This is a genomic window from Corynebacterium sp. ZY180755, assembly GCF_054331495.1.
The window spans coordinates 1684764-1705005 of record NZ_CM135811.1 but is presented as its reverse complement, the minus strand read 5'-3'; the positions used below and the strand labels follow the sequence as shown (position 1 = coordinate 1705005).

Below are 20242 nucleotides of genomic sequence, written 5' to 3'. Positions count from 1 at the left end.
GCACGTTTAGAGCCCCTGTTCTTCGGCCTTCACAATCTGCTCTAACCTGCGCTTGAGCTTGTAGGGGCGCTGGCGCGAGCGCGTTCCTAGACGCTTGGTCTTTCCTATGTGCGCTCCACGGTAGCGGTGGAGGAGCAGATCATCCACAATGCGCACCTGCCCCGGTGGGAATCTGTAATTGAACGCCTTGCGGATGAACTCAATGTCCTCTGGGTTTAAGATCATGCGCAGGGTTTCAGCTTTTGTGATGTCGTGGGCATTGAGCAGCTCGTGCAGAAATGCGTAGTCTTCGGTTCGAGACTGTGGGAATTGGTTGCCAGCCAGCATGGCGATGATGCCGGGGAGGGTTTCTGGGGTGATGGTGATTTCGTCATCATCTTCGGGGTGGGGCTCCTGAATGGCGGCGATCATGTCAAACTGCTGGTCAGCTAGCTCAATTAATCCCGCTGCGAGTGTGAATGCACGGTCTATCCGTGGATCTAGGCGCCCTTGGGAACGTTTGTAACGAATGTCGTGCTCAAACTCAGCCCACGCATGCTGCAGGACGGTGCGGATCTGCACCTCGAATTGGAAGCCCACGTACTCATCGAGCTCCGGTGTGCGTTCGTCAACTTCCAAAATGAGGTGGAGTGAACCGTAGCCGAAGCCACCGGACACGCGCGTTTCCTGCGCCTTGTCCACGGATCGGATGATCTTGAAAACATCATCTAATGCGTCCACGATTTGCGGGATTTCCGTGGAGTGAAAGGTGGTGATCCTAACGCCCATGAGGTCGTGAATATCGGTCCATGGGTTGGGGTACATGAGCTCGCCGTCAGCGGTGCGCTTCTTGGCCTTGGCTTTGAAAGACTGCCAGCGCTTCAATCGCACGCTGACGCGGTCAAAAGTCAAGCCGGCATCAGCAAGTACGTCCTCGATTGCTTCGGAAAAATCATCTTCGACTTCCGGATGCAGTGCTGCGAATTCCCGGTAAAGCTTGTTCAGCTTGGAGATGGGGGCTTGTTGCACGCGGGATCCTTTCAGCCATCTTGAGGACAATCCTCAACCATCATAGCCCCGCCCAGGGGCCCTATGCAGCAGCGCCCAGCACGTCCCTGCGGGTTGACATATGGCGCGCAGAAACAGGGCGTGTGATGAGGCGTGGAATGGGGAATCCTTTGTCGAAAACTACCGGCTGTGGACTAAGAACCTGGACGTTGGGGTGTTTGATGAAGTGATCATAGACCCATCTATCTAACGCCGTGGGGTGAGGGGTGTCTTGGTGGACAAAGAGGAGGTTTTCTGTAGGAGCGTGGAAGTGAACAGGTCTCGAGAACAGCTTTTCAAAATGCTCATTGAGCGCCCGGAAGGTGGCGGGGTGCGCCAGCCACGCGGTGGCGGGAACGTCGTTGCCAATGCGGATTTGGTACCCACGGGTGTCTGCGCGCCGGGTGGCGTGCGAGCTGGGGCGAATGTCAATAGCAATACCCTGCGCGGTATGAGCGCGGTTGAGGAGATTATCCGCGGCGTAGTTCCATGCCTCGCGCAGACTCAGTCCTGAGAGAGCAACGGCGGTGTGCGTCATGGTGACGTTGCCGTAGCGTAGGCCTACGCAGAGATCTTTGGACAACGCGATGTGGGCGTTCGCGTGCCCGAAGTCAGGTGAACTAAGCCCCCGTGTGCTCGCCCATGTCATGGGCTTGAGAGTGGGGGTGAGGAGGTTGGTGTCAAAAGGGATGCTGTTGGTCATGGATACTAACCCTGTCCAGTAAGTGAAATACGTTCTTCACTTACTATTGGACGGGTAAAACGCATGAGCGGTTCCCAATAACTTTAAAAAGGCGGTTGCTCGTCCTTGTCTAAGCCGAGAACACTGAAGAGCTCATCGGCAGTGAGGAAGGTGATTTCTTGTCCTTTTTCACGCAGCTCTTCGGCGCGCTTTTGCTTGCTGGTCACACTGGTCCAGGGGCCGATTACGAGCATGGTGGTTTTCTTGGTTACGTTTTTGCCGATGGTGGCTCCGCGTTCGGCCATCATCTTCCACAGCATGCCTTTATCAAACGGCTCGAAGTCACCGGTGAGTGTGACGTTTTGTTCGAAGAACATGCCCTGTGGGTCGGCGTCATGGTTCGCTTCCGGCGCCACATCTGGGGTAGCTACTTTAGCCCATGGGGCGTTGCTGGTGCGTTTTTTACTTTGTTCGCCCTTGGGCTCTGGCTCGGTCACCTCTGCGGTGGTCGCGCTTGGCTTCTTGAGCACAGGGTATACCCGATCCTCGCGGAGCTCACCCGTGGCGAAGCCTCGGTCGTCAAAGAAGTCGGTGAAACTACCAGTGAACTGTGCGGACTTGGCCAAACCTACGATGATTTTGGCGCACGCCTCCGCGTCGGCGCCGGCGTCGTGGTGCTTGGTCACCTCATAGCCGAAGTGCCGTGCAACGGTGGGCAGGCGGTGATTGTCAATACCTAGCTTCGCGGCTCGTGCTAGCGCTAGGGAGCAGCCGAAGACGAACGATGGTGGGCTGATGTTGCTGGCGAGGCAGGCGCGAAGGAAAGCGGTCATGTCGAACTGTGCGTTGTGGGCTACCACTGGCTGGCTTCCGATTTCTGCAACTACCTCGGGCAGGACATCAGCAAAGCGGGGGCTGTTGGCCACGTCTTGCGCGGTGATGCCGTGGATTGAGATGTTGAACTCGTCAAAATGCTCAATCGGCTCAGGTGGTTGGCACAGCCACGTCTTCGTTTCGGTGCAGTTACCGTCAACCACGTGAGTGATGCCTATTTGGCAAATGGAGCCCCAGTCATCGTTAGCTGTTTCCACGTCCACGGCCACGAAGTTCATGCCGAGAATTGTTGGAGCCACAGGTGCCTCGCCGCGCAGTGCAGCCTCTATTTGGGAAACGAAGCTGCGCTGGGTGTCGGCGTTGTTGGGGCTGAAAGATATGGTGACGGTGTTTCCATCGATCAGGGACAGGGTACTTACGCCAGGAAGGTATGAGGTGGGTTTGGATACCGTAGACACGCCGGTGATGTCACCAACGCTTATTGTTGTGACATCCTTGCCCAATGCGCCTGCGAGCAGGGTAGGGGTGATCGTCACGGAATCCGCGTTGACATCAAGGGTTGCTCCATGTGCGCCGATGGAACCTACTGGCATTGGAACGGTGTCCTTTCACAATGGGGATGCGTAAAACGTGTTCTAGCCTACCTTGACCACCCGCCAGGCAGAGAAATACCCCTTCGCACATCCGCGCGAAGGGGTATAAGGAACGCATCGTTGCTTTTACTTATTGTACTCGCTGGATGCGTAGTCATCTGAGCCGGTTGTGTCCTTGGTGTCCTCGTCAGAATCGGTCGGCTGGTCGATCTGTCGGAGGATCAAAACGGCGCGTGCAGGGACGGTAATGGTGCCCTCTGCCTGGATGACCTGCTCTTCCTTTGGGTAGCCGGTTGGCTCGTCGGTATCAACGATGAGCTTCCATGCGTGGCCGAAAGTAGCGGTTGGTAGGGTGAACTCGATGTCCTCGTGGTGCGCGTTGAACATGAGGAGGAAGGAGTCGTCCTCAATGCGCTGGCCGCGGGAGTCCGGCTCAACAATGGCGTGTCCATTCAGGTAGACCATGAGGGCCTTGCCAAAGGCGAAGTCCCAGTCATCCTGGGTCATCACGGTGCCGGATGGAACCAGCCACGCGATGTCGCGGTCCTTTTCGTCCGCACCCAGTGGGCCACCAGCCAGGAAGCGGCGTCGGCGGAATACTGGGTGGTTGCGGCGGATGCGGATCAAGCGCTTGGTGAACTCAAGCAGGTCAGTGTGCTCCGCGGCATCGTTCCAGTCCATCCAGGACAGTTCGTTGTCCTGGCAGTAGACATTGTTGTTGCCGTTTTGGGTACGGGCGATTTCATCACCGTGGGCGATCATTGGGGTGCCCTGGGAAAGGAGAAGGGTGGTGAGGAAGTTGCGTCGCTGACGTGCACGCAGGCGCAGTACTTCGGGGTCGTCGGTTGGGCCTTCGACGCCACAGTTCCACGAGCGGTTATGAGATTCGCCGTCGCGAGAGCCTTCCTGATTCTCCTCGTTGTGCTTCTCGTTGTAGGAGACGAGGTCGTTCAGGGTGAAGCCGTCGTGTGCAGTGATGAAGTTGATCGACGCGGTTGGGCGACGACCGTTGTTGGAGTACAGGTCGGAAGATCCGGTGAGGCGGGATGCGAATTCGCCCAAGGTTGCAGGCTCTCCACGCCAGAAGTCGCGGACGGTGTCGCGGTACTTGCCGTTCCACTCGGACCACAGTGGTGGGAAGTTGCCCACCTGGTAGCCGCCTTCGCCGATATCCCATGGCTCGGCAATGAGCTTGACTTGTGATACCACTGGGTCCTGCTGGACCAGGTCGAAGAAGGTAGCAAGGCGGTCGACGTCGTGGAACTCGCGTGCCAAGGTGGATGCGAGGTCGAAGCGGAAGCCGTCCACGTGCATCTCTGTTACCCAGTAGCGCAGGGAGTCCATGATCATCTGCAGTGGGTGTGGGTCGCGCACGTTCAGGGAGTTACCGGTGCCGGTGTAGTCCATGTAGTGGACCTTGTCGTCATCGACCAAGCGGTAGTACGCCTCATTGTCAATGCCGCGGAAGGCGATGGTTGGGCCCATGTGGTTACCCTCAGCGGTGTGGTTGTACACAACATCCAAGATGACTTCGATGCCAGCCTCATGGAATGCGCGCACCATGCCCTTGAATTCGGCGACGGCGCCATCCGGTTCAGTGGCAGCGGCGTAGTCAGCCTGAGGTGCGAAGAAACCGAAGGTGTTGTATCCCCAGTAGTTGCGCAGACCCAGATCGCGCAGGCGGTCATCCTGCAGGAACTGGTGTACCGGAAGAAGCTCGATCGCGGTGACGCCCAGGTCCTTCAGGTAGTTAATGATGGACGGATGCGCCAAACCTGCGTAGGTGCCACGGAGGGATTCCGGCACGTCCGGGTGGGTCATGGTCATGCCCTTAACGTGAGCCTCGTAGATGACGGTCTCGTTGTAAGGAACGTGTGGTGGGCGGTCAGAACCCCAGTCAAAGAATGGGTTGACCACAACAGATAGCATGGTGTGCCCCAGGGAGTCCTCAGTGTTGCGACCGTCAGGGTCCTCTGGGTTGTTGATGTCGTAGCTGAACAGTGAGGCGTGGCCATCGAATTCGCCGTCAAAGGCGCGTGCGTATGGGTCTACGAGCAGATTGGATGGGTCACAGCGTTTGCCATTGTGGGGATCGTATGGTCCGTGTACGCGGTAGCCGTAACGCTGGCCAGGTAAAACACCTGGAAGGTAGGCGTGCCAGATGTGGTGATCGACCTCGGTGAGTTCGACGCGCTCCTCATTGCCGTCGGCGTCAATCAAGCAGAGTTCAATCTTGTCAGCGACGTAGGAGAAGATAGCGAAGTTGGTACCTGCGCCATCGTAGGTGGAACCCAGTGGGTAAGCCTCACCAGGCCACACCATGCGGGAGTTCGAAGAAGAATGAGTCATGGTTAGGCATCTTAGTCAATCAGAACTTAATAGGGCGCAATCTAAACCTCACGGCACGGGAAATATTCAGATTTCTGGCGAGGTGGAAGGCGTGCGCGGGAGTCTTCGGCTGAGCCTTCAAGTTACGAATATGAGCTGGTGAGCGCGCATATCAAGGAGCCGGCCTAGATGCTGTGGGTAAGAGGGTCCTCATGTTTTTGCTTTGTTGTAGGCAAAGCTGCGGAGTTTCAATGATCGACTAGAAAAGATCAAGTGCTAGGTCACTTTGTGGGTTTGACGCTCGAAATCAGCCTTACACCTGCATAGAATTGAGCGCTCTCATCAACTGTGTCGAGCCCTTCGATCTCGCGTAGCTGCGTGCTTGCCTGCTCTGTTGCTAGCGCTCCCACCATGAAATGCAGCAGCACATACGCCACGTCGTCCGCGCCGAAGCGGTGCACTAGGGTGTTTCTCAGGCTTTCCGACGACAACCCCGCCGTTACCACCTCAGCGCCGTCCCTGTAGGAAAGCACCACCTCGCGGAATAGGGCTGCGGCTCGGGTAAGATCCGCGCCCTCGGCGCGGCTTAAGAATTCCTCAGCGATGGCCCCGGCCATCGCCTGAATCAGGGCCTGCTTGTTCTTGATGTGCCAGTACAGGGCGCCCGGCGCGACCTGGAGCTTCGTGGCAAGCCGTCGCATGGAGACGTCGCCAAGCCCAAACTCGTTGAGAATCTCAAGGCTGGCGGACACGATGGCGTCACGAGATAACTGCACATGGATTACTCTAGCGCTTTTGGGTCACTAGCCCACTTGCCGTAGGAAGCTGGGAGCCCCTTTCAGATAATTCACAGGATAGTGCTATAACTAGTGCATTAACTTCACAATTAAAGTGTGTAAGAATTGAGCTCGTTACGAGCTCTGTCTTCGACAGAGCTCGAAAGACAATAGCTGTCTTGAACACGTTGAGAATGAAAGAAAACCTGAGGAGAATTCCCATCATGAGCCTGACCCGCCGTCGCGCTGACTACAGGAAGGCTGCAGTTGCAGTTGTATCCGCTTCTGTGCTTGCTCTTGCAGCTTGCGGCTCTGAGGAGGAAGGTAACTCTACTGCAGAAACTGTTACTAGCTCCGCCTCGTCTTCTTCCACGGTGGCATCGTCTTCTGTAACGTCAACCAGCTCCACCACGGTGGAAACCGAAGAACCTACTGCTGCACCTGCACCTGCGCCTGTTGAGGAGCCAGCGCAGGAGCAGCCGGAAGCAGGCGCACAGGATGCTGAATCAGACATTGCGGCGCAGGCCGAGCAGCTACCAATGGAGACTTTCGTGCAGACACCAATTGAGGGTGGTCAAGCCGCGTCTCCTGAAGACGCGGAGGCAATTACCGCGTTGATCAACGGCATTAACGATGAAACAACACTCCGTGGTTTCATGGGCTACATTCCAAACCATGCCTGCTCCCGAGCGATGGCAAATGCACAGGACCTGGATATCAACCAGATCCCAGACATCAACTTGGCTGACTTCCCAGAGTTCCAGAATGCTAAGGCATCCATCGATTCGGTCGATAACATCGTGGTCAATGGTGATCAGGCTTCAGCAAGCGTGACCACCAGCCACAATGGCGTATCTGAGACTGGTGTGCAGCGCTTCTTGCGTGAAGGCGACCGCTGGACATTCTGTGACTAGTCTTTAGATTGGACAAACTTTTAGGCTACCGCCCATCGCGGTAGCCTTTTGGTTGTCTTTGTGTATTGCTCAACCTCGTGACAACGGAATAAGGAGACCCAAGCTCATGGCGCGATCTGTCACCCTGCCTCGTTTCAGCCCCACAGTGGGGTCGTACGCAGGTGTCGTGCTGGCATCGCTGCTTTCATTCCTAGGCGCAGGCATTATATGGGCCCTGTTGCGCCCTGCCTACACCGCGACGGTGGTTGAACAGGGGACTCAGATCGAGTTGGGCACGGAGGCAAACGTTGAGTTCACCGCTTACGGCCTTTTTGTCATCGCGAGCTTTGTCATTGGGTGCGCTGTGGCTGTGATGGCGTACGTACGCGCGCCGCATACGCGTAGCCTGTGGATGCTGCTATGGGTTGGGCTCTGGGTATTTTTGGGTGCGCAGCTGTTCATCTACGCCGGTGAGTGGGTTTCGCGCCTTGTGAACGATGTCAGCGAGACAGGCTCACTCGCAGATGGCGAATCCGTCTCTTATGTGCCTGCTTTCACGCCGGGGATTGTGGCCCATGCGGTGGCGCCTTTTTGGGCAGTCTTGGTTTACTGGTGCTGCATAGTGGTCGGTTCGGACGCGGAAGACATGCATACAGGCTCAGGCAACGACACCGAAAGGGAAGAAGACACCTCCGTGGCCACTAGCTAGGCCACCGTACAACTGAGGTGCCCGTCAGTTCCTGGCTTATGTGCTCTATTGCGGTGAGCACACGATGGATGCCAAGGGACAAATTGTGAATGATCTGCTCGTCGTTAATGCCCGGTGCACAGTTGGCATCGTGGGTGACGTACACCTGCAGGATGTCATCAGCGATAGTTCGACACACCGCTTTTGATTCTTGGTGTTTTTCGTTGAATTCATTGCACACTAAGAATGTGCGCATGAACATGGTGGCAGGATCTAGGTCTGTATCCCAGTAGCCCGCTACTTCCAAGCTCTGTCCAGACTCAACCGCGAAACTAAAACGAACGTTGTTGAGGTTGAGCACGAATCCGTCACCGATCTGATCTGGCTCGTTGATGCCTAGTTCGGCTAAGCCTGCCCGAATCCGCTCTAGCGTGAGTTTTTCTGGCGCCTGCTTGGTGATCACCATTTCATTGTCATCAAAGTTAATGGTTTCTGCCTTTTTCGGTCGTTGCAGCTCGGGGAACGATTCCCCGAAGAACGCCGAAGCTCTTGCGGTGCTACCAAAGGAGTCAGACAGAAAATCGCCAATCTGCTTCTGTGTGGCGCCGCGATCTACTGACAAAGCACAGAAGAAGTTCAAACGGATGGCGCCGTCACCGTTGAAGTTGAGGTACGCGCCGGGGCGGACGTAACCGTTGTTCCATTCGGAAACTTTCTCCGCCAGCTCGTTAATTCGAGACAAGTCCGTGGATCCAGCCATAGTAGACTCCACCGTTAAGTTTCGGGAGAAGCCGTCCTGGAAGGACACGAGTGTGTCGTACGTTGCGAAGGTAAGCTCGATGCGGTCACCCTGCTTAGAGTTCGTGACCCTGAACGCGTAGTCCAGCTCGCCTAAGCATGTCACAAGCAGGTTGTGGTCGACAGCCAGCGGGGTGGTGTTCTCAAAGTCTGGGTAATCCTTGCCCACGTTTACCTAGCGCCGTCCTTTCCTGCCTGTGCTGCTGGTACCTCAATCATCCTACGTGGTTTCGCACTCAGTGAAACCAAGGGTGCATTTAATTCCATGTGCCTCATAAACATCCGCGTTTGGCTATCGCAGGTGCGATTGGGGCTCTATACTGTTTGGGTGCTGTAATTCGGCCTGAGTTCAGACGAAATTTTTAAGCCAGGATGTGGGAATTTTATGTTAAATGTGATTGACCTCCGCGGGCATGATGCCACCACGAGTGAGCTGCGCCGGAAGTTGCCACGCGGTGGCACGGATATTGACTCCGTGCTGCCTGTAGTTGCTCCGCTGGTGGAGACCATTCGTATCCATGGCGCATCAGCAGCCTTGGACTATGGTTCCAAGTTTGACGGCTGCACGCCTGATTCCATCAAGGTGCCGGCTGATGTGATCAAGGAGGCCGTAGACGGCCTGGATCCTGAGGTTCGTGCGGCCTTGGAGGAGTCGATTAGCCGCGTGCGTAAGGTTCATGCGGATCAGCTACCGAAGACCCACACCACCGAACTCACCGCGGGTGGCACAGTCACCGAAAAGTTCCTGCCGGTGGAGCGCGTGGGCCTGTACGTGCCAGGCGGTAATGCCGTATATCCGTCCAGCGTGATCATGAACGTGGTTCCGGCGCAGGAAGCGGGCGTGGATACGCTCGTGGTGGCGTCGCCACCGCAGAAAAACTTTGGCGGTTGGCCGCACCCAACCATCCTTGCTGCATGTTACCTGCTGGGAGTAGACGAGGTTTGGGCCGTGGGTGGAGGCCAAGCAATTGCTCTCATGGCCTACGGTGATGATGAGGCGGGCCTAGAGCCGGTTGATATGATCACTGGCCCAGGCAACATTTACGTCACCGCCGCCAAGCGCCTAGTGCGCTCCGTGGTGGGCATCGACTCTGAGGCGGGGCCTACTGAAATCGCAATCCTCGCTGATAACACCGCGGATCCAGTCTGGGTTGCCTATGACCTGATCTCTCAGGCGGAGCACGATGTTATGGCAGCATCCGTGCTCATCACCGATTCGGAAGAACTTGCTACGGCCGTCAATCGCGAAGTGGAGGCGCGGTACGCCGTGACCCGTAACGCTGACCGTGTGGCCCAGGCACTCACCGGACAACAGTCCGGCATTGTGCTTGTCGACGACCTAGAGGTAGCCATCAAGGTCGCTGACGCTTACGCAGCCGAGCACCTTGAGATCCACACCGAGAACGCACCGGCTGTCGCCGAGCGCATCCGCCACGCCGGCGCCATCTTCGTGGGCGGTTTCTCCCCAGTCCCACTGGGTGACTACTCCGCAGGATCCAACCACGTGCTGCCAACCTCCGGCTCCGCCCGCTACTCTTCTGGACTGTCCACCCACACCTTCCTGCGTGCCGTTAACCTCATCAACTACGACGAGGCGGCACTCAAGGAGATCTCCGGCACCGTCATAGCACTCGCTGATGCAGAAGACCTCCCAGCCCACGGTGAAGCCATCCGTGCCCGCTTTGAAGACCTCGGTGCAGGCGCCTAGCTGCAAGGAAACGAACAAAGAACCCCAATGAGCAATATCTCACTAAATGACCTCCCGCTGCGCGACGAACTGCGCGGTGAACACGCCTACGGCGCGCCACAACTTGACGTAGCCGTACGCCTGAACACCAACGAAAACCCCTACCCACCATCAAACGCACTGGTGGAAGAACTCGCACACCGCGTGGCACAGGAGGCGCTCAACCTCAATCGATACCCAGAGCGCGACTGCGTAGAACTGCGCGAGGCACTGGCCAAGTACATGACCAAGCAAACTGGCGTGCAACTGACCAAGGACAATCTCTGGGCAGCTAATGGCTCTAACGAAGTCCTTCAGCAGCTGTTGCAGGCCTTTGGCGGGCCTGGGCGCAAGGTGCTGGGCTTCCAGCCTTCCTACTCGATGCACCCAATCCTGTCTAAGGGGACCCAGACTGAGTTCATTAACTGCCCGCGCGGTGAAGACTTTCGCATCGACATGGATGCAGCACTAGCCGCGATTGACGAGCACACCCCAGACGTCATCTTTGTGACTACCCCCAACAACCCGACTGGCGATGTCACCCCACTCGAAAACATCAAGCGCCTTATTGAGGCCGCGCCAGGCATCGTGATCGTAGACGAGGCTTACGCGGAGTTCTCCGAGTCCCCATCTGCTGTGGAACTGCTTGCAGATTACCCAACCAAGTTGGTGGTCTCTCGCACCATGAGCAAGGCGTTCGACTTTGCCGGTGGCCGTCTTGGTTACTTCGTGGCGGATCCTGCTTTCATCGAAGCGGTCATGCTCGTTCGCCTGCCGTATCACTTGTCCGTCCTGTCCCAGACCGCCGCGATCGTTGCGCTGCAGCACTCCCACGACACCCTAGCCACCGTGGACACACTCATCGCTGAGCGCAAGCGCGTCCAAGCACAGCTGGAGAAACTGGGCTACTACGTGGTGGATTCTGAGTCGAACTTCCTATTCTTTGGCAAGTTCGCCGATCAGGCGGTGACGTGGCAGAAGTTCTTGGACGAGGGAGTGCTGATTCGTGATGTGGGTGTGCCGGGCTACCTCCGTGTCACCATTGGCCTACCAGATGAAAATGACGCTTTCGTGGCTGCGGCCGCTAAGCTGGCAGAAACTAGCATTGTGTAAGTAGGGAATGTACGTGAGCAACACAGATCGCATTGGCAGAGTAACCCGCACTACCAGCGAGTCAGACATCACCGTTGAGATCAACTTGGACGGCACCGGCCAGGTAGACATTAACACTGGTCTACCATTCTTTGACCACATGCTTACAGCGTTTGGCGTCCATGGCGCGTTTGATCTAAAGGTGCACGCCAAGGGTGACATCCAGATTGACGCACACCACACGGTGGAGGACACCGCGATTGTGATGGGTCAGGCTCTGCTGCAGGCAGTGGGAGACAAGAAGGGCATCAAGCGCTTCGGGTCATTCCTTCTGCCTATGGACGAGACCCTCGTGGAGGCAGTCATCGATTTCTCTGGTCGCCCATACTTTGTCATGAATGGCGAGCCTGACCACATGGTTACATCCGTAATTGGCGGACATTACGCCACCGTGATCAATGAGCACTTCTTTGAAACTTTGGCGTACAACTCTCGCACCACGTTGCACGTGAACTGCCGCTATGGCCGCGATCCGCACCACATCACTGAGGCCGAATACAAGGCCGTGGCTCGTGCCATCCGTGAGGCAGTGTCAGCAGACGACAAGCTCACCGGCATCCCATCTACCAAGGGAGCCCTGTAAGCCATGACCGAAGCACTCATCCTCGCCCAAGACAAGGCCACTGACACCTCTGGCTTCTGGCTGGTGTACTTGATCTTCATCTTCGCTGGCCTTTTCGCCGGTGGTACCTGGTCTATGTACAAGAACGGCAGCACCATTGGCGTGATCATCCTGGGTGCGCTGACTGCCATCGCGCTCATGGCCGGCGTTGCATGGATCGTTGGCCTAGTGGGCTAGAAGCCTACTAGGCGCGTGCCTGTAGCCGTAGCACCTTGTGGTGTTACGGCTGTTGTGTGTTTTTGGTGGGCTTTATCCGAAGATTTTTCTGCAGCCACCGAGCATGGCGAGCGGGTGTTGGTTTCTTCGATCCGGTAACCCGTAAGCGGATACCCAGTAGGCAAACGGCCCACGTTTTTCAATATGGCCGTGGATTGTGTTCCACCAGTCATCATCATTGATCCCATTGTGGTAGGCACACAGCGGCACCAGGTTGGTGATGTTGGTGTCGCCTCCGTTTTTCCATGCCACTACGTGGTGCAACTGGCAGTCATCGAACGCTACCGTGCAGCCTGGTGCGACACAGGTGGGGTTTTCCGCGAACGCCGCAAACCGTTGTTTCTGGTTGGCAAACCGCTGTGTGCGGAACATATTCAGTGTGCCTTCTTCTTCATCCACCAGAGCAACCAGCCCATAGTCCATAAGTAGGCGTTCTAGGTATTCTTTATCCGATAGGACGGTGCCATCAGAACACACCACCTTGATGCCGTCACCCTCGCCGCGGATGATCTTGGCGTGTTCTTCTACGGGAACAACCACCAGTGGTGTGTAACCACCCTGGGGCACATTGGCGTCGCCACGGAGGAGTTCGGCGAAGGCTTCACCACGGGCCTGATTCTTCGTTTTGTCGGAGTCGTGTTCCATGATGCTGGCAACAGCTTTATCCAGTGAACGGTTGATGTCGGCGAGTTGTGCTTGTGGTGCGGTGAAATAGAGGGTGCCCATGCCGTCTGCACCACGGACGGTGCGCATCGCTGTTGTTCTCTTAGCGGGCGTTTGTGTGAGTTCTTTCACCCGCTTCAGGGCGAGTGTGTTGATCACCGCGGCAGGGCGTTTCTTGTTGGTGAGTTCGCGCCAGAGTACCCATTGTTCGCGTTCAGAAGAAAGTTTTTCTACGTGCCGGCGGATCATGGTGAGTACGGACAGGGAGAACCCGTGGGCAATGGCGGCTTCCCGTGTCTTGCGTTGCTGCATCGTGTACCGAGTCTTGCCATACAACCAAGAGGCGGTACCAATCAACTCTTTTGCGTCGCGTGGGGCGATGGTGTCGAAGTGCCAGTGTTTGCGGCCGTGGAATGAGCGCAGCAGGATGGCACCGCTTCCCATGGCGGTGAGGTAATCCTTGAGTGCTGCGTGTTCATCGGTCATGGCACCAACGCTAAACACAAAAATGCGTGAAGAAAACTAGGGCTTAAAAACCCTGTGGATAACCCAAACTGGGAGCGAAACTTATCCACAGATTCGGGCTTTCAGCGCAGAAGTCAGCCATTGGACCCACGCGTGGGTGTACGCTGTCCACCCACGCGTGAGAAGCCTGAATTGTACGCGGTTTTGTAGCGTTCCTCACCTTTGGCTAGTGCTGGCTGAAATATTGCCTGTGAGCTGTTACGTTGGTTGGTCTGGCCACTTTCTGGCGGCTGGCTTTCATATGTGAGCGACGATGATGAAGGGTTGGTGATTTCATGGAACACAACGCGGCCAAGACAACGGGGCTGGGTACGGCAACGGAGGAAGACTTCAAGCCTCCGGTGGACCGTGAGAAAATCAGCATCTTTGACGTCCCCGGTATGAAGGCGTTAATGATTGGTGCCGCGCTGGGCATTGGCACGTACGCGGTCCTGCTGCCGGTGGTGCCGCTGGGGGTTATCGCCGCTGGCGGCTCGCAGTCATTGGCGGGTACCGCCACGGCGGTGTTCATGGCGGCGTGTGTGCTGTCGCAAATTTCAACGGCGACGGTGGTGCGCGCGGTGGGCTACCGGGTGACCATCTTCGCAGCGTCCTTACTGTTGGGAGTTCCGGCGCTTGGGCATATCTGGTTAACAGATCCCACGAGCACGCTGGTCATTTCGGCAATTCGTGGCGTCGGTTTCGGGGCTATCTGTGTGGCGCAGTATGCGCTTGCTGGACAGTTGGCGCCGGAGGGCACACTGGGCCGAGTATCAGGAATGATTGGGCTGGGCACTGGTGCTGCGCAGATGGTTTTGCTGCCAGCTGGATTGGCGATCACAGATTCATCCATGGGTTTTGCGGGCGCCTACGTGCTGTGCGCGGTGCTGGCTGTGGTTGGCTGCGTAATGGCGTTGTTTTGTCCTGATCCCAAGCCAACGGCGTTGGACGAGGACGTGGAGATGAACCCGCAGGATGAGGTTCGTGTGCACGTGGATGTCGCTACCGGTAAGGAGCTTACGCCCAAGCAGGTAGCGCGTATCAAGGGCGCACGTCTGTCGGCCAAGGCGAAGGACTCAGCGCTGCACCCGGTTGCGACAGCCAAGAAGGTGGCCCGCGGGGTAGTACGTGCGCCACTAAAGACTGCGCAGAAAGCTCAGCAGATCCGTCCAGGCCGTGTGGTTAAACGTATCTACCGTAGACCGCGTCCCGACGGCCTCGTTGTCACAGTAATCCCAGCGCTCGTGCTGTGCTCCGGTGCCATGGCTTACGGTGCGGTGTCGAGCTTCCTGCCGGCGTCGGTCCGCGAGGCCGACGCGGCGCTGGGCGCGACACTGGCGGGTGTGATGCTGTCGATCGTCGGTGGTGCTCAGATGCTGGTGCGCTTCGTGATTGGGCAGATCTCTGACAAGTTGGGCCGCATTGGTGTGTTCATGATCCCCGGAGTGGTATCGGCCATGGTGGGCATGGCTCTATTCGTTGCCGCCATTACTGTTGGTGGTCTGAGCCTTCCTGTGGTTATCGCCCTAGTGACGGGCGCGATCCTGTTTGGCGCAGGATTCGGCATGATTCAGAACGACTCTATGCTGGAGATGTTCCTGCGCGTGCCACGTGACAAGGTTGCCAGCGCATCCACGATCTGGAATGCGTCGATCGATTCGGGTACCGGTATCGGTTCCATGGTGCTGGGTGTGGTGGCCACGAGCTTTGGCTTCGTGGGTGCTTTCATCGGAGGCGCGGCGCTTCTCATCATTGGTCTGCTTGCGGAAGTCTACGAACGCGTGACCAAGAAGCAGCACGAACGATAGAGGATAGGGGTAGCGCGTTCATTATTTTATGTAACGGCGCTAGGATTATTCCTCATGAAGACAGTAGCGCTGCTTGACTATGGCTCCGGTAATCTCCGCTCTGCCCACCGCGCTTTGGAGCGCGTGGGTGCGGAGGTGACTGTGACTAACGACCCCGAGATTTGTACCAACGCGGATGGCATGTTGGTGCCGGGCGTGGGCGCATACGATGCCTGCATGCGCGGCCTGAAGAAGGTCATGGGGGATCGAATGATCGGGCAGCGGCTCGCGGGATCGCGGCCAGTTATGGGCATTTGCGTGGGGCAGCAAATCATGTTCGAGCGAGGCGTAGAACACGGCATTGATACCCAGGGTTGTGGTCAGTGGCCTGGTGTTGTGGAGAAGCTGCAGACCAACGTCTTGCCACACATGGGCTGGAACACCGTGGATTCCCCAGCGGAAAGCGAGATGTTTGCTGGCCTCGATAGTGATACTCGTTTCTACTTCGTCCACTCCTACGCCGTTCGTCAGTGGGAATTCGAGCCAGACGGGCTGACCACCCCGCCGGCCGTGACGTGGGCGCAGCATGAAAACGACCGTTTCGTTGCAGCCGTGGAAAACGGTGCACTGTGGGCTACCCAGTTCCACCCTGAGAAGTCTGGTGATGCAGGCCTGCACTTGTTGGAAAACTGGTTGAAGCAGCTTTAACAACCACAAAAGTGTATAAGGTAGGAAACTATGACTTTCACTCTTCTTCCCGCAGTAGATGTTGTTGACGGACAAGCCGTCCGCCTAGATAAGGGCGAGGCTGGCACGGAGAAGTCCTACGGCTCCCCGCTGGAGGCCGCGCTGCAGTGGCAGGAGCAGGGCGCCACGTGGCTGCACTTCGTAGACTTAGACGCTGCTTTTGGTCGTGGCTCTAACCATGAGGTGATGGCGGAGATCACCAAGAAGCTAGACATCAATGTTGAGCTTACCGGTGGTATTCGCGATGATGCTTCTCTTGAGCGTGCGTTGGCTACGGGCGCGAAGCGCGTCAACATTGGTACTGCTGCACTGGAGAATCCAGAGTGGATTGGCAAGGTCCTAGCCCAATATGGTGACCAGATCGCGGTGGATATTGCGGTCAAGGAAATCGATGGTGAGTGGCGCACTCGCGGCAATGGATGGGTATCCGATGGCGGAGATCTCTGGGAAGTACTGGAGCGCCTTGATTCCCAGGGGTGCAAGCGTTTCGTGGTTACGGATGTATCCAAGGACGGCACACTGGCGGGCCCTAACATTGAGCTGCTGCGCGACGTCTCCGCGGCTACAGATGCGGCGGTGACGGCGTCTGGTGGTATATCTACGCTGGAGGATGTGATCGAGGTGGCCAAGTACCAGGACGAGGGCATTGACTCCGTGATTATTGGTAAGGCCCTGTACGAAGGTCGCTTCACCCTGACTGAGGCGCTCGCTGCACTATGAGTGATCTGCGCGAACTCTACAACATGGCCGAGGCGGTGATGGACACCGCAGAAGCCATGTTTCTCGAAGGCTTAGGTGCTGATCCTGCGCATATGAAGTCCCAGCGTGACTTCGCTACCGCGGTAGATCTGGAGATTGAGCGTTTCTTCCGTGAAGCGCTGCTCACCGTCACAGATATCCCTGTGATCGGGGAGGAGTACGGTGGCGATAAGGGGCGCATGTACTGGATCGTGGATCCTATTGACGGCACCACCAACTTTGCCGCTGGTAACCCAATGAGTTCCATTCTGATGTCGCTGATTCTGGATGGTGAACCTGTCATAGGTTTGACGTCCGTGCCGGTGACTCGCCAGCGTTTTGGTGCCTTCAAGGGTTCGCCGCTGTTTGTCAACGGTAAGGCGCAGCCACCGGTGAAGGAGCGCCCGCGCGTTGCCTCGCACGTTGGATTCTCATCCGTGTCTGCACCTGGTTCCTCTAGGATCAGGCAGGGCCTGCTCAATGAGCTGACGAAGACAAACCTGCGCCCGCGTATCACGGGATCTGTGGGTGTGGATCTTGCGTACACTGCTGCTGGAATTTTTGGTGGTGCAATCAGCTTCAGCCCATACCTATGGGACAACGCTGCGGGCGTAGTTTTGTGCCGAGCCGCAGGAGCTACGGTAACTGATCTCAACGGCAACGACTGGGCCATTGATTCCGGTGGAGTAGTAGTGGGGGCGCCGGTATCGCACACCACTATCCGTAATACCGTGGAAACCTTGAAAAAGATGGGCGTCTAGAAAAGGAAGAAAAATGCCTGTAGCTATTCGTGTTATCCCCTGCCTAGACGTTGATCAAGGCCGAGTGGTCAAGGGAGTCAACTTCCTCGGCTTACGTGACGCCGGTGACCCAGTGGAATTGGCGGCGCGTTACGACGCCGAGGGCGCCGATGAGCTGACGTTCCTGGACGTCTCCGCGTCCAAGGATGGCCGCGGCACCATGTTGGAGGTCGTGCGCCGTACGGCTGAGCAAGTATTCATCCCGTTGACCGTGGGCGGTGGCGTGCGTAGCGAGGAGGATGTGGACCAGCTTTTGCGCGCAGGCGCGGACAAGGTAAGCGTCAATACCTCAGCCATCGCACGCCCGGAGCTGCTACGTGAGCTGTCCCAGCGCTTCGGTGCGCAGTGCATTGTTCTTTCGGTGGATGCGCGTCGCGTACCAGAAGGCGGCCAACCGCAGCCTTCCGGCTTTGAGGTCACCACACACGGCGGTACTAAATCAGCCGGCATTGATGCCATCGAGTGGGCAAAGAAGGGCGAGGAGCTAGGAGTAGGAGAAATCCTTTTGAACTCCATGGACGGTGACGGTACCAAGGCGGGCTTCGACATCGAACTCATCGAAAAAGTGCGCGAGGCCGTGTCCATTCCAGTAATCGCCTCCGGCGGTGCCGGGCAGGCTGACCATTTCCCACCAGCTGTTGAGGCTGGTGCTAACGCTGTGCTTGCGGCATCAATCTTCCACTTTGGGGAGGTGTCCATAGCTGAAGTGAAAAAGGCCATGGCGGATGCAGGACAGGAAGTGCGCCTGTCATGAGCGAGAAGAACGATCCATCAACCTACAATCTCGACCCTGACATTGAAGCCCGCGTCAAGTTTAATGACGCTGGACTTGTACCCGCTGTGGTTCAGAGCGAGCACGGCGAGGTCCTTATGATGGCGTGGATGGACTCCCACGCACTGGCGTACACGTTGGCTGAAAAGCGCGGCACCTATTACTCTCGTTCTCGGAGCGAGTATTGGATCAAGGGCCTTACTTCTGGGCACACCCAACAGGTCACGGGTGTGGCACTGGACTGCGATGGTGACACCGTTTTAGTTACCGTGATCCAAGAAGGCGGCGCCTGTCATACCGGTGACCGCACCTGCTTTGACGCAGACGTATTACTTTAAGCAACGAAAGCGAGCAGCAGATTATGGCGAAACCACACGTAGTTGGCAGCCTCATGGTGGGCGCGGGTGCGCTCATGGTGTGGGCATCCTCTCGCATGGCGTGGCTGAAGGTCACCGCCTTTGATGATAAGTCTGGTGAGAAGGCCGTGGACGTGGTGGGTGCTCTGTGGTCTAACGAGACAACTGCTGTTGCACTGGTGTTGGCTGTGTCGTGCCTGGCATGCCTTGTTCTCAAGCGCCTTGGTCGCAGGATCGTAGCAATTTTGGCCGCCATTGTGGCCGCTTGGGGAGAGTGGGCGCCGCTGAAGCTCATGACCTCCGAGCCAGATGCAGCTCGCGCGCTCAGTCTTTTAAGTTCTGACAACGCATCTTCCAAGCAATCTGAGGGAGCTCTGCTATCTTCGTGGGCACAGATAACGGAGATGAGCATTCAGATCCCCGCGGGTGTAGTTGCGCTGCTGGGGTGTGCGCTAGCCCTGTTCGGCGCGGTGATTGTGGCTAAGAACCCTGGCAAAGACCCGGAAGTAAAAACCAAATACCAGCGTAAGCAGGAGCGCGAGGCCACCATCATTGAAGATCTGGACCATGAGCCGGATTCTGGCCGTGTACTCTGGGACGCGATTGATGCTGATATTGACCCCACGGATAGGCAGCAGGGTTAGCTCGCGGTTTTCGCATCGTGCGTCGGGTTGACTAGCCTTAAGCACAAGCTAACATTCGCACTAGCAATTGGGATTGTCTGCACATGGCTTCAGTTTTCGACACACTCGTCGCCGGCGTCAAGGAGGACGTCGCTGCGCGCGAAGCCATTGTGCCTTTTCAAGACATCAAGGCCCGCTCGCGACAGTGTGATCCGCCGCGTGATGCTATGGCGGCTCTGCTCAAACCGGGCTGTTCCGTAGTAGCTGAACTCAAGCGTGCGGATACTGACGGTCGCGCGATTGCTGATATTTCCTCCCCGCAGTACTTGGCTCGCGAGTTCGAGGCGGGCGGTGCGGACATTGTGGCCTGTCACTCAGACCACCGCAACTTTCGGGGTTCGCTGGAAGAGATGGATGAGGTAAAGCATTCCGTCTCGGTACCGGTGATGTGTTCTGACTTCATTGTAGATCCCTACCAAATCCATGAAGCTCGCTGCTTTGGCGCAGACATGTTGCCACTGCGCGTGGCCATCTTGGGCTACGACCGTCTGAGTGCGCTCATTGACCGTGTGGAATCGCTGGGAATGGCGGCCTTGGTTGAGGTGCGCACACCGGAGGAGGCTACGTTGGCGGTGAAGGCTGGTGCGCGCATCATTGGTGTGAATGCGCGTGACTTCGACACGATGGAACTCGACCGTGAGATCTTTGGCCAGATTGCTCCTGGGCTACCTTCGGAAATCATTAAGGTGGCGTTGTCCGGCGTGCGCTCCGGGCGCGATTTGATCAACTACGCGTCCGTGGGCGCAGACGCCGTGGTGGTGGGGGAATCGCTGGTAACCGCGGCCTCTCCGCGTCTGTCAACCCGCGCACTGGTGGCAGCAGGGCAGCACCCGTCGTGCCCATCACGTGATTAGGTCG

At 57.1% G+C, this 20242-nt stretch carries 21 protein-coding genes; 14 read left to right on the top strand and 7 right to left on the bottom strand.

Annotated elements, in window-relative coordinates; translation table 11 throughout:
• Positions 1–6 precede the first annotated feature (6 nt).
• The 5 genes from ACXM2N_RS07810 to ACXM2N_RS07790 all read right to left on the bottom strand — a co-directional run bounded on the left by ACXM2N_RS07810 (position 7) and on the right by ACXM2N_RS07790 (position 6239).
• A complete protein-coding gene (locus ACXM2N_RS07810; RefSeq protein ID WP_458487524.1) occupies positions 7–1008 on the bottom strand; it encodes a GTP pyrophosphokinase in 1002 nt (333 codons plus the stop codon).
• Positions 1009–1069: 61 nt separating this feature from the next.
• Positions 1070–1729 (bottom strand): hypothetical protein, encoded by a 660-nt coding sequence (locus ACXM2N_RS07805; RefSeq protein ID WP_458487522.1) that lies wholly within the window; start codon positions 1727–1729, stop codon positions 1070–1072.
• An 83-nt stretch (positions 1730–1812) separates the two neighbouring features.
• Complete coding sequence (locus ACXM2N_RS07800; protein WP_458487520.1) at positions 1813–3135, bottom strand: exonuclease domain-containing protein; 1323 nt, start codon at positions 3133–3135, stop codon at positions 1813–1815.
• A 126-nt stretch (positions 3136–3261) separates the two neighbouring features.
• Positions 3262–5484, bottom strand: coding sequence for a glycogen debranching protein GlgX (gene glgX / locus ACXM2N_RS07795; RefSeq protein ID WP_458487518.1), 2223 nt, complete (start codon positions 5482–5484; stop codon positions 3262–3264).
• A 260-nt stretch (positions 5485–5744) separates the two neighbouring features.
• The gene (locus tag ACXM2N_RS07790; protein ID WP_458487516.1) at positions 5745–6239 is read right to left on the bottom strand and encodes a TetR family transcriptional regulator; all 495 of its coding nucleotides are present in this window, start codon (positions 6237–6239) and stop codon (positions 5745–5747) included.
• Positions 6240–6463: 224 nt separating this feature from the next.
• On the opposite strand from ACXM2N_RS07790, the gene ACXM2N_RS07785 reads away from it, so the two are divergent.
• Together ACXM2N_RS07785 and ACXM2N_RS07780 are read left to right on the top strand one after the other, a co-directional pair.
• On the top strand, positions 6464–7153 hold the full coding sequence (locus tag ACXM2N_RS07785; RefSeq protein WP_458487514.1) for an Rv0361 family membrane protein: 690 nt from the start codon (positions 6464–6466) through the stop codon (positions 7151–7153).
• A 106-nt stretch (positions 7154–7259) separates the two neighbouring features.
• Positions 7260–7841 (top strand): hypothetical protein, encoded by a 582-nt coding sequence (locus ACXM2N_RS07780; protein ID WP_458487512.1) that lies wholly within the window; start codon positions 7260–7262, stop codon positions 7839–7841.
• Here ACXM2N_RS07780 and ACXM2N_RS07775 read toward each other — a convergent pair.
• A complete protein-coding gene (locus ACXM2N_RS07775) occupies positions 7834–8787 on the bottom strand; it encodes a YbjN domain-containing protein (RefSeq protein WP_458487510.1) in 954 nt (317 codons plus the stop codon). The genes ACXM2N_RS07780 and ACXM2N_RS07775 overlap by 8 nt on opposite strands.
• 216 nt (positions 8788–9003) lie before the next feature.
• On the opposite strand from ACXM2N_RS07775, the gene hisD reads away from it, so the two are divergent.
• The 4 genes from hisD to ACXM2N_RS07755 are packed head-to-tail and all read left to right on the top strand — an operon-like array spanning position 9004 to position 12295.
• Positions 9004–10326 carry a histidinol dehydrogenase gene (gene hisD / locus ACXM2N_RS07770; RefSeq protein WP_458487508.1) on the top strand — a complete coding sequence of 441 codons (1323 nt, stop codon included), beginning with the start codon at positions 9004–9006 and terminating at the stop codon, positions 10324–10326.
• Between the two features lie 27 nt (positions 10327–10353).
• Positions 10354–11457, top strand: coding sequence for a histidinol-phosphate transaminase (locus ACXM2N_RS07765; protein ID WP_458487506.1), 1104 nt, complete (start codon positions 10354–10356; stop codon positions 11455–11457).
• 13 nt (positions 11458–11470) lie between these two features.
• Positions 11471–12079, top strand: a complete 609-nt coding sequence (hisB, locus tag ACXM2N_RS07760) for an imidazoleglycerol-phosphate dehydratase HisB (RefSeq protein ID WP_458487504.1) — start codon at positions 11471–11473, stop codon at positions 12077–12079.
• 3 nt (positions 12080–12082) lie between these two features.
• Entirely contained in the window at positions 12083–12295 is a 213-nt protein-coding gene (locus ACXM2N_RS07755; protein WP_458487502.1) for a hypothetical protein, read from the top strand.
• Between the two features lie 72 nt (positions 12296–12367).
• Here ACXM2N_RS07755 and ACXM2N_RS07750 read toward each other — a convergent pair whose 3' ends face one another.
• On the bottom strand, positions 12368–13483 hold the full coding sequence (locus tag ACXM2N_RS07750; protein WP_458487500.1) for an HNH endonuclease signature motif containing protein: 1116 nt from the start codon (positions 13481–13483) through the stop codon (positions 12368–12370).
• A gap of 314 nt (positions 13484–13797) precedes the next feature.
• Between ACXM2N_RS07750 and ACXM2N_RS07745 the strand changes: the two genes are divergently transcribed.
• From ACXM2N_RS07745 to trpC, 8 genes are all read left to right on the top strand, one after another.
• A complete protein-coding gene (locus ACXM2N_RS07745) occupies positions 13798–15309 on the top strand; it encodes an MFS transporter (RefSeq protein WP_458487498.1) in 1512 nt (503 codons plus the stop codon).
• A 54-nt stretch (positions 15310–15363) separates the two neighbouring features.
• Positions 15364–15996, top strand: coding sequence for an imidazole glycerol phosphate synthase subunit HisH (gene hisH / locus ACXM2N_RS07740; protein ID WP_458487496.1), 633 nt, complete (start codon positions 15364–15366; stop codon positions 15994–15996).
• A 30-nt stretch (positions 15997–16026) separates the two neighbouring features.
• Positions 16027–16755: a bifunctional 1-(5-phosphoribosyl)-5-((5-phosphoribosylamino)methylideneamino)imidazole-4-carboxamide isomerase/phosphoribosylanthranilate isomerase PriA gene (gene priA / locus ACXM2N_RS07735; protein ID WP_458487494.1), complete on the top strand. Its 729-nt coding sequence runs from the start codon at positions 16027–16029 to the stop codon at positions 16753–16755.
• Positions 16752–17534 (top strand): inositol monophosphatase family protein, encoded by a 783-nt coding sequence (locus ACXM2N_RS07730; protein ID WP_458487492.1) that lies wholly within the window; start codon positions 16752–16754, stop codon positions 17532–17534. Before priA ends, ACXM2N_RS07730 begins: the two co-directional genes overlap by 4 nt.
• A 13-nt stretch (positions 17535–17547) precedes the next feature.
• Complete coding sequence (hisF, locus tag ACXM2N_RS07725) at positions 17548–18327, top strand: imidazole glycerol phosphate synthase subunit HisF (RefSeq protein ID WP_458487491.1); 780 nt, start codon at positions 17548–17550, stop codon at positions 18325–18327.
• The gene (hisI, locus tag ACXM2N_RS07720) at positions 18324–18683 is read left to right on the top strand and encodes a phosphoribosyl-AMP cyclohydrolase (protein WP_458487489.1); all 360 of its coding nucleotides are present in this window, start codon (positions 18324–18326) and stop codon (positions 18681–18683) included. The genes hisF and hisI overlap by 4 nt, the downstream gene beginning before the upstream one ends.
• 23 nt (positions 18684–18706) lie before the next feature.
• Positions 18707–19345: a TIGR02234 family membrane protein gene (locus tag ACXM2N_RS07715; protein WP_458487487.1), complete on the top strand. Its 639-nt coding sequence runs from the start codon at positions 18707–18709 to the stop codon at positions 19343–19345.
• Positions 19346–19428: 83 nt separating this feature from the next.
• Positions 19429–20238 (top strand): indole-3-glycerol phosphate synthase TrpC, encoded by an 810-nt coding sequence (gene trpC, locus ACXM2N_RS07710; RefSeq protein ID WP_458487485.1) that lies wholly within the window; start codon positions 19429–19431, stop codon positions 20236–20238.
• Positions 20239–20242 lie beyond the last annotated feature (4 nt).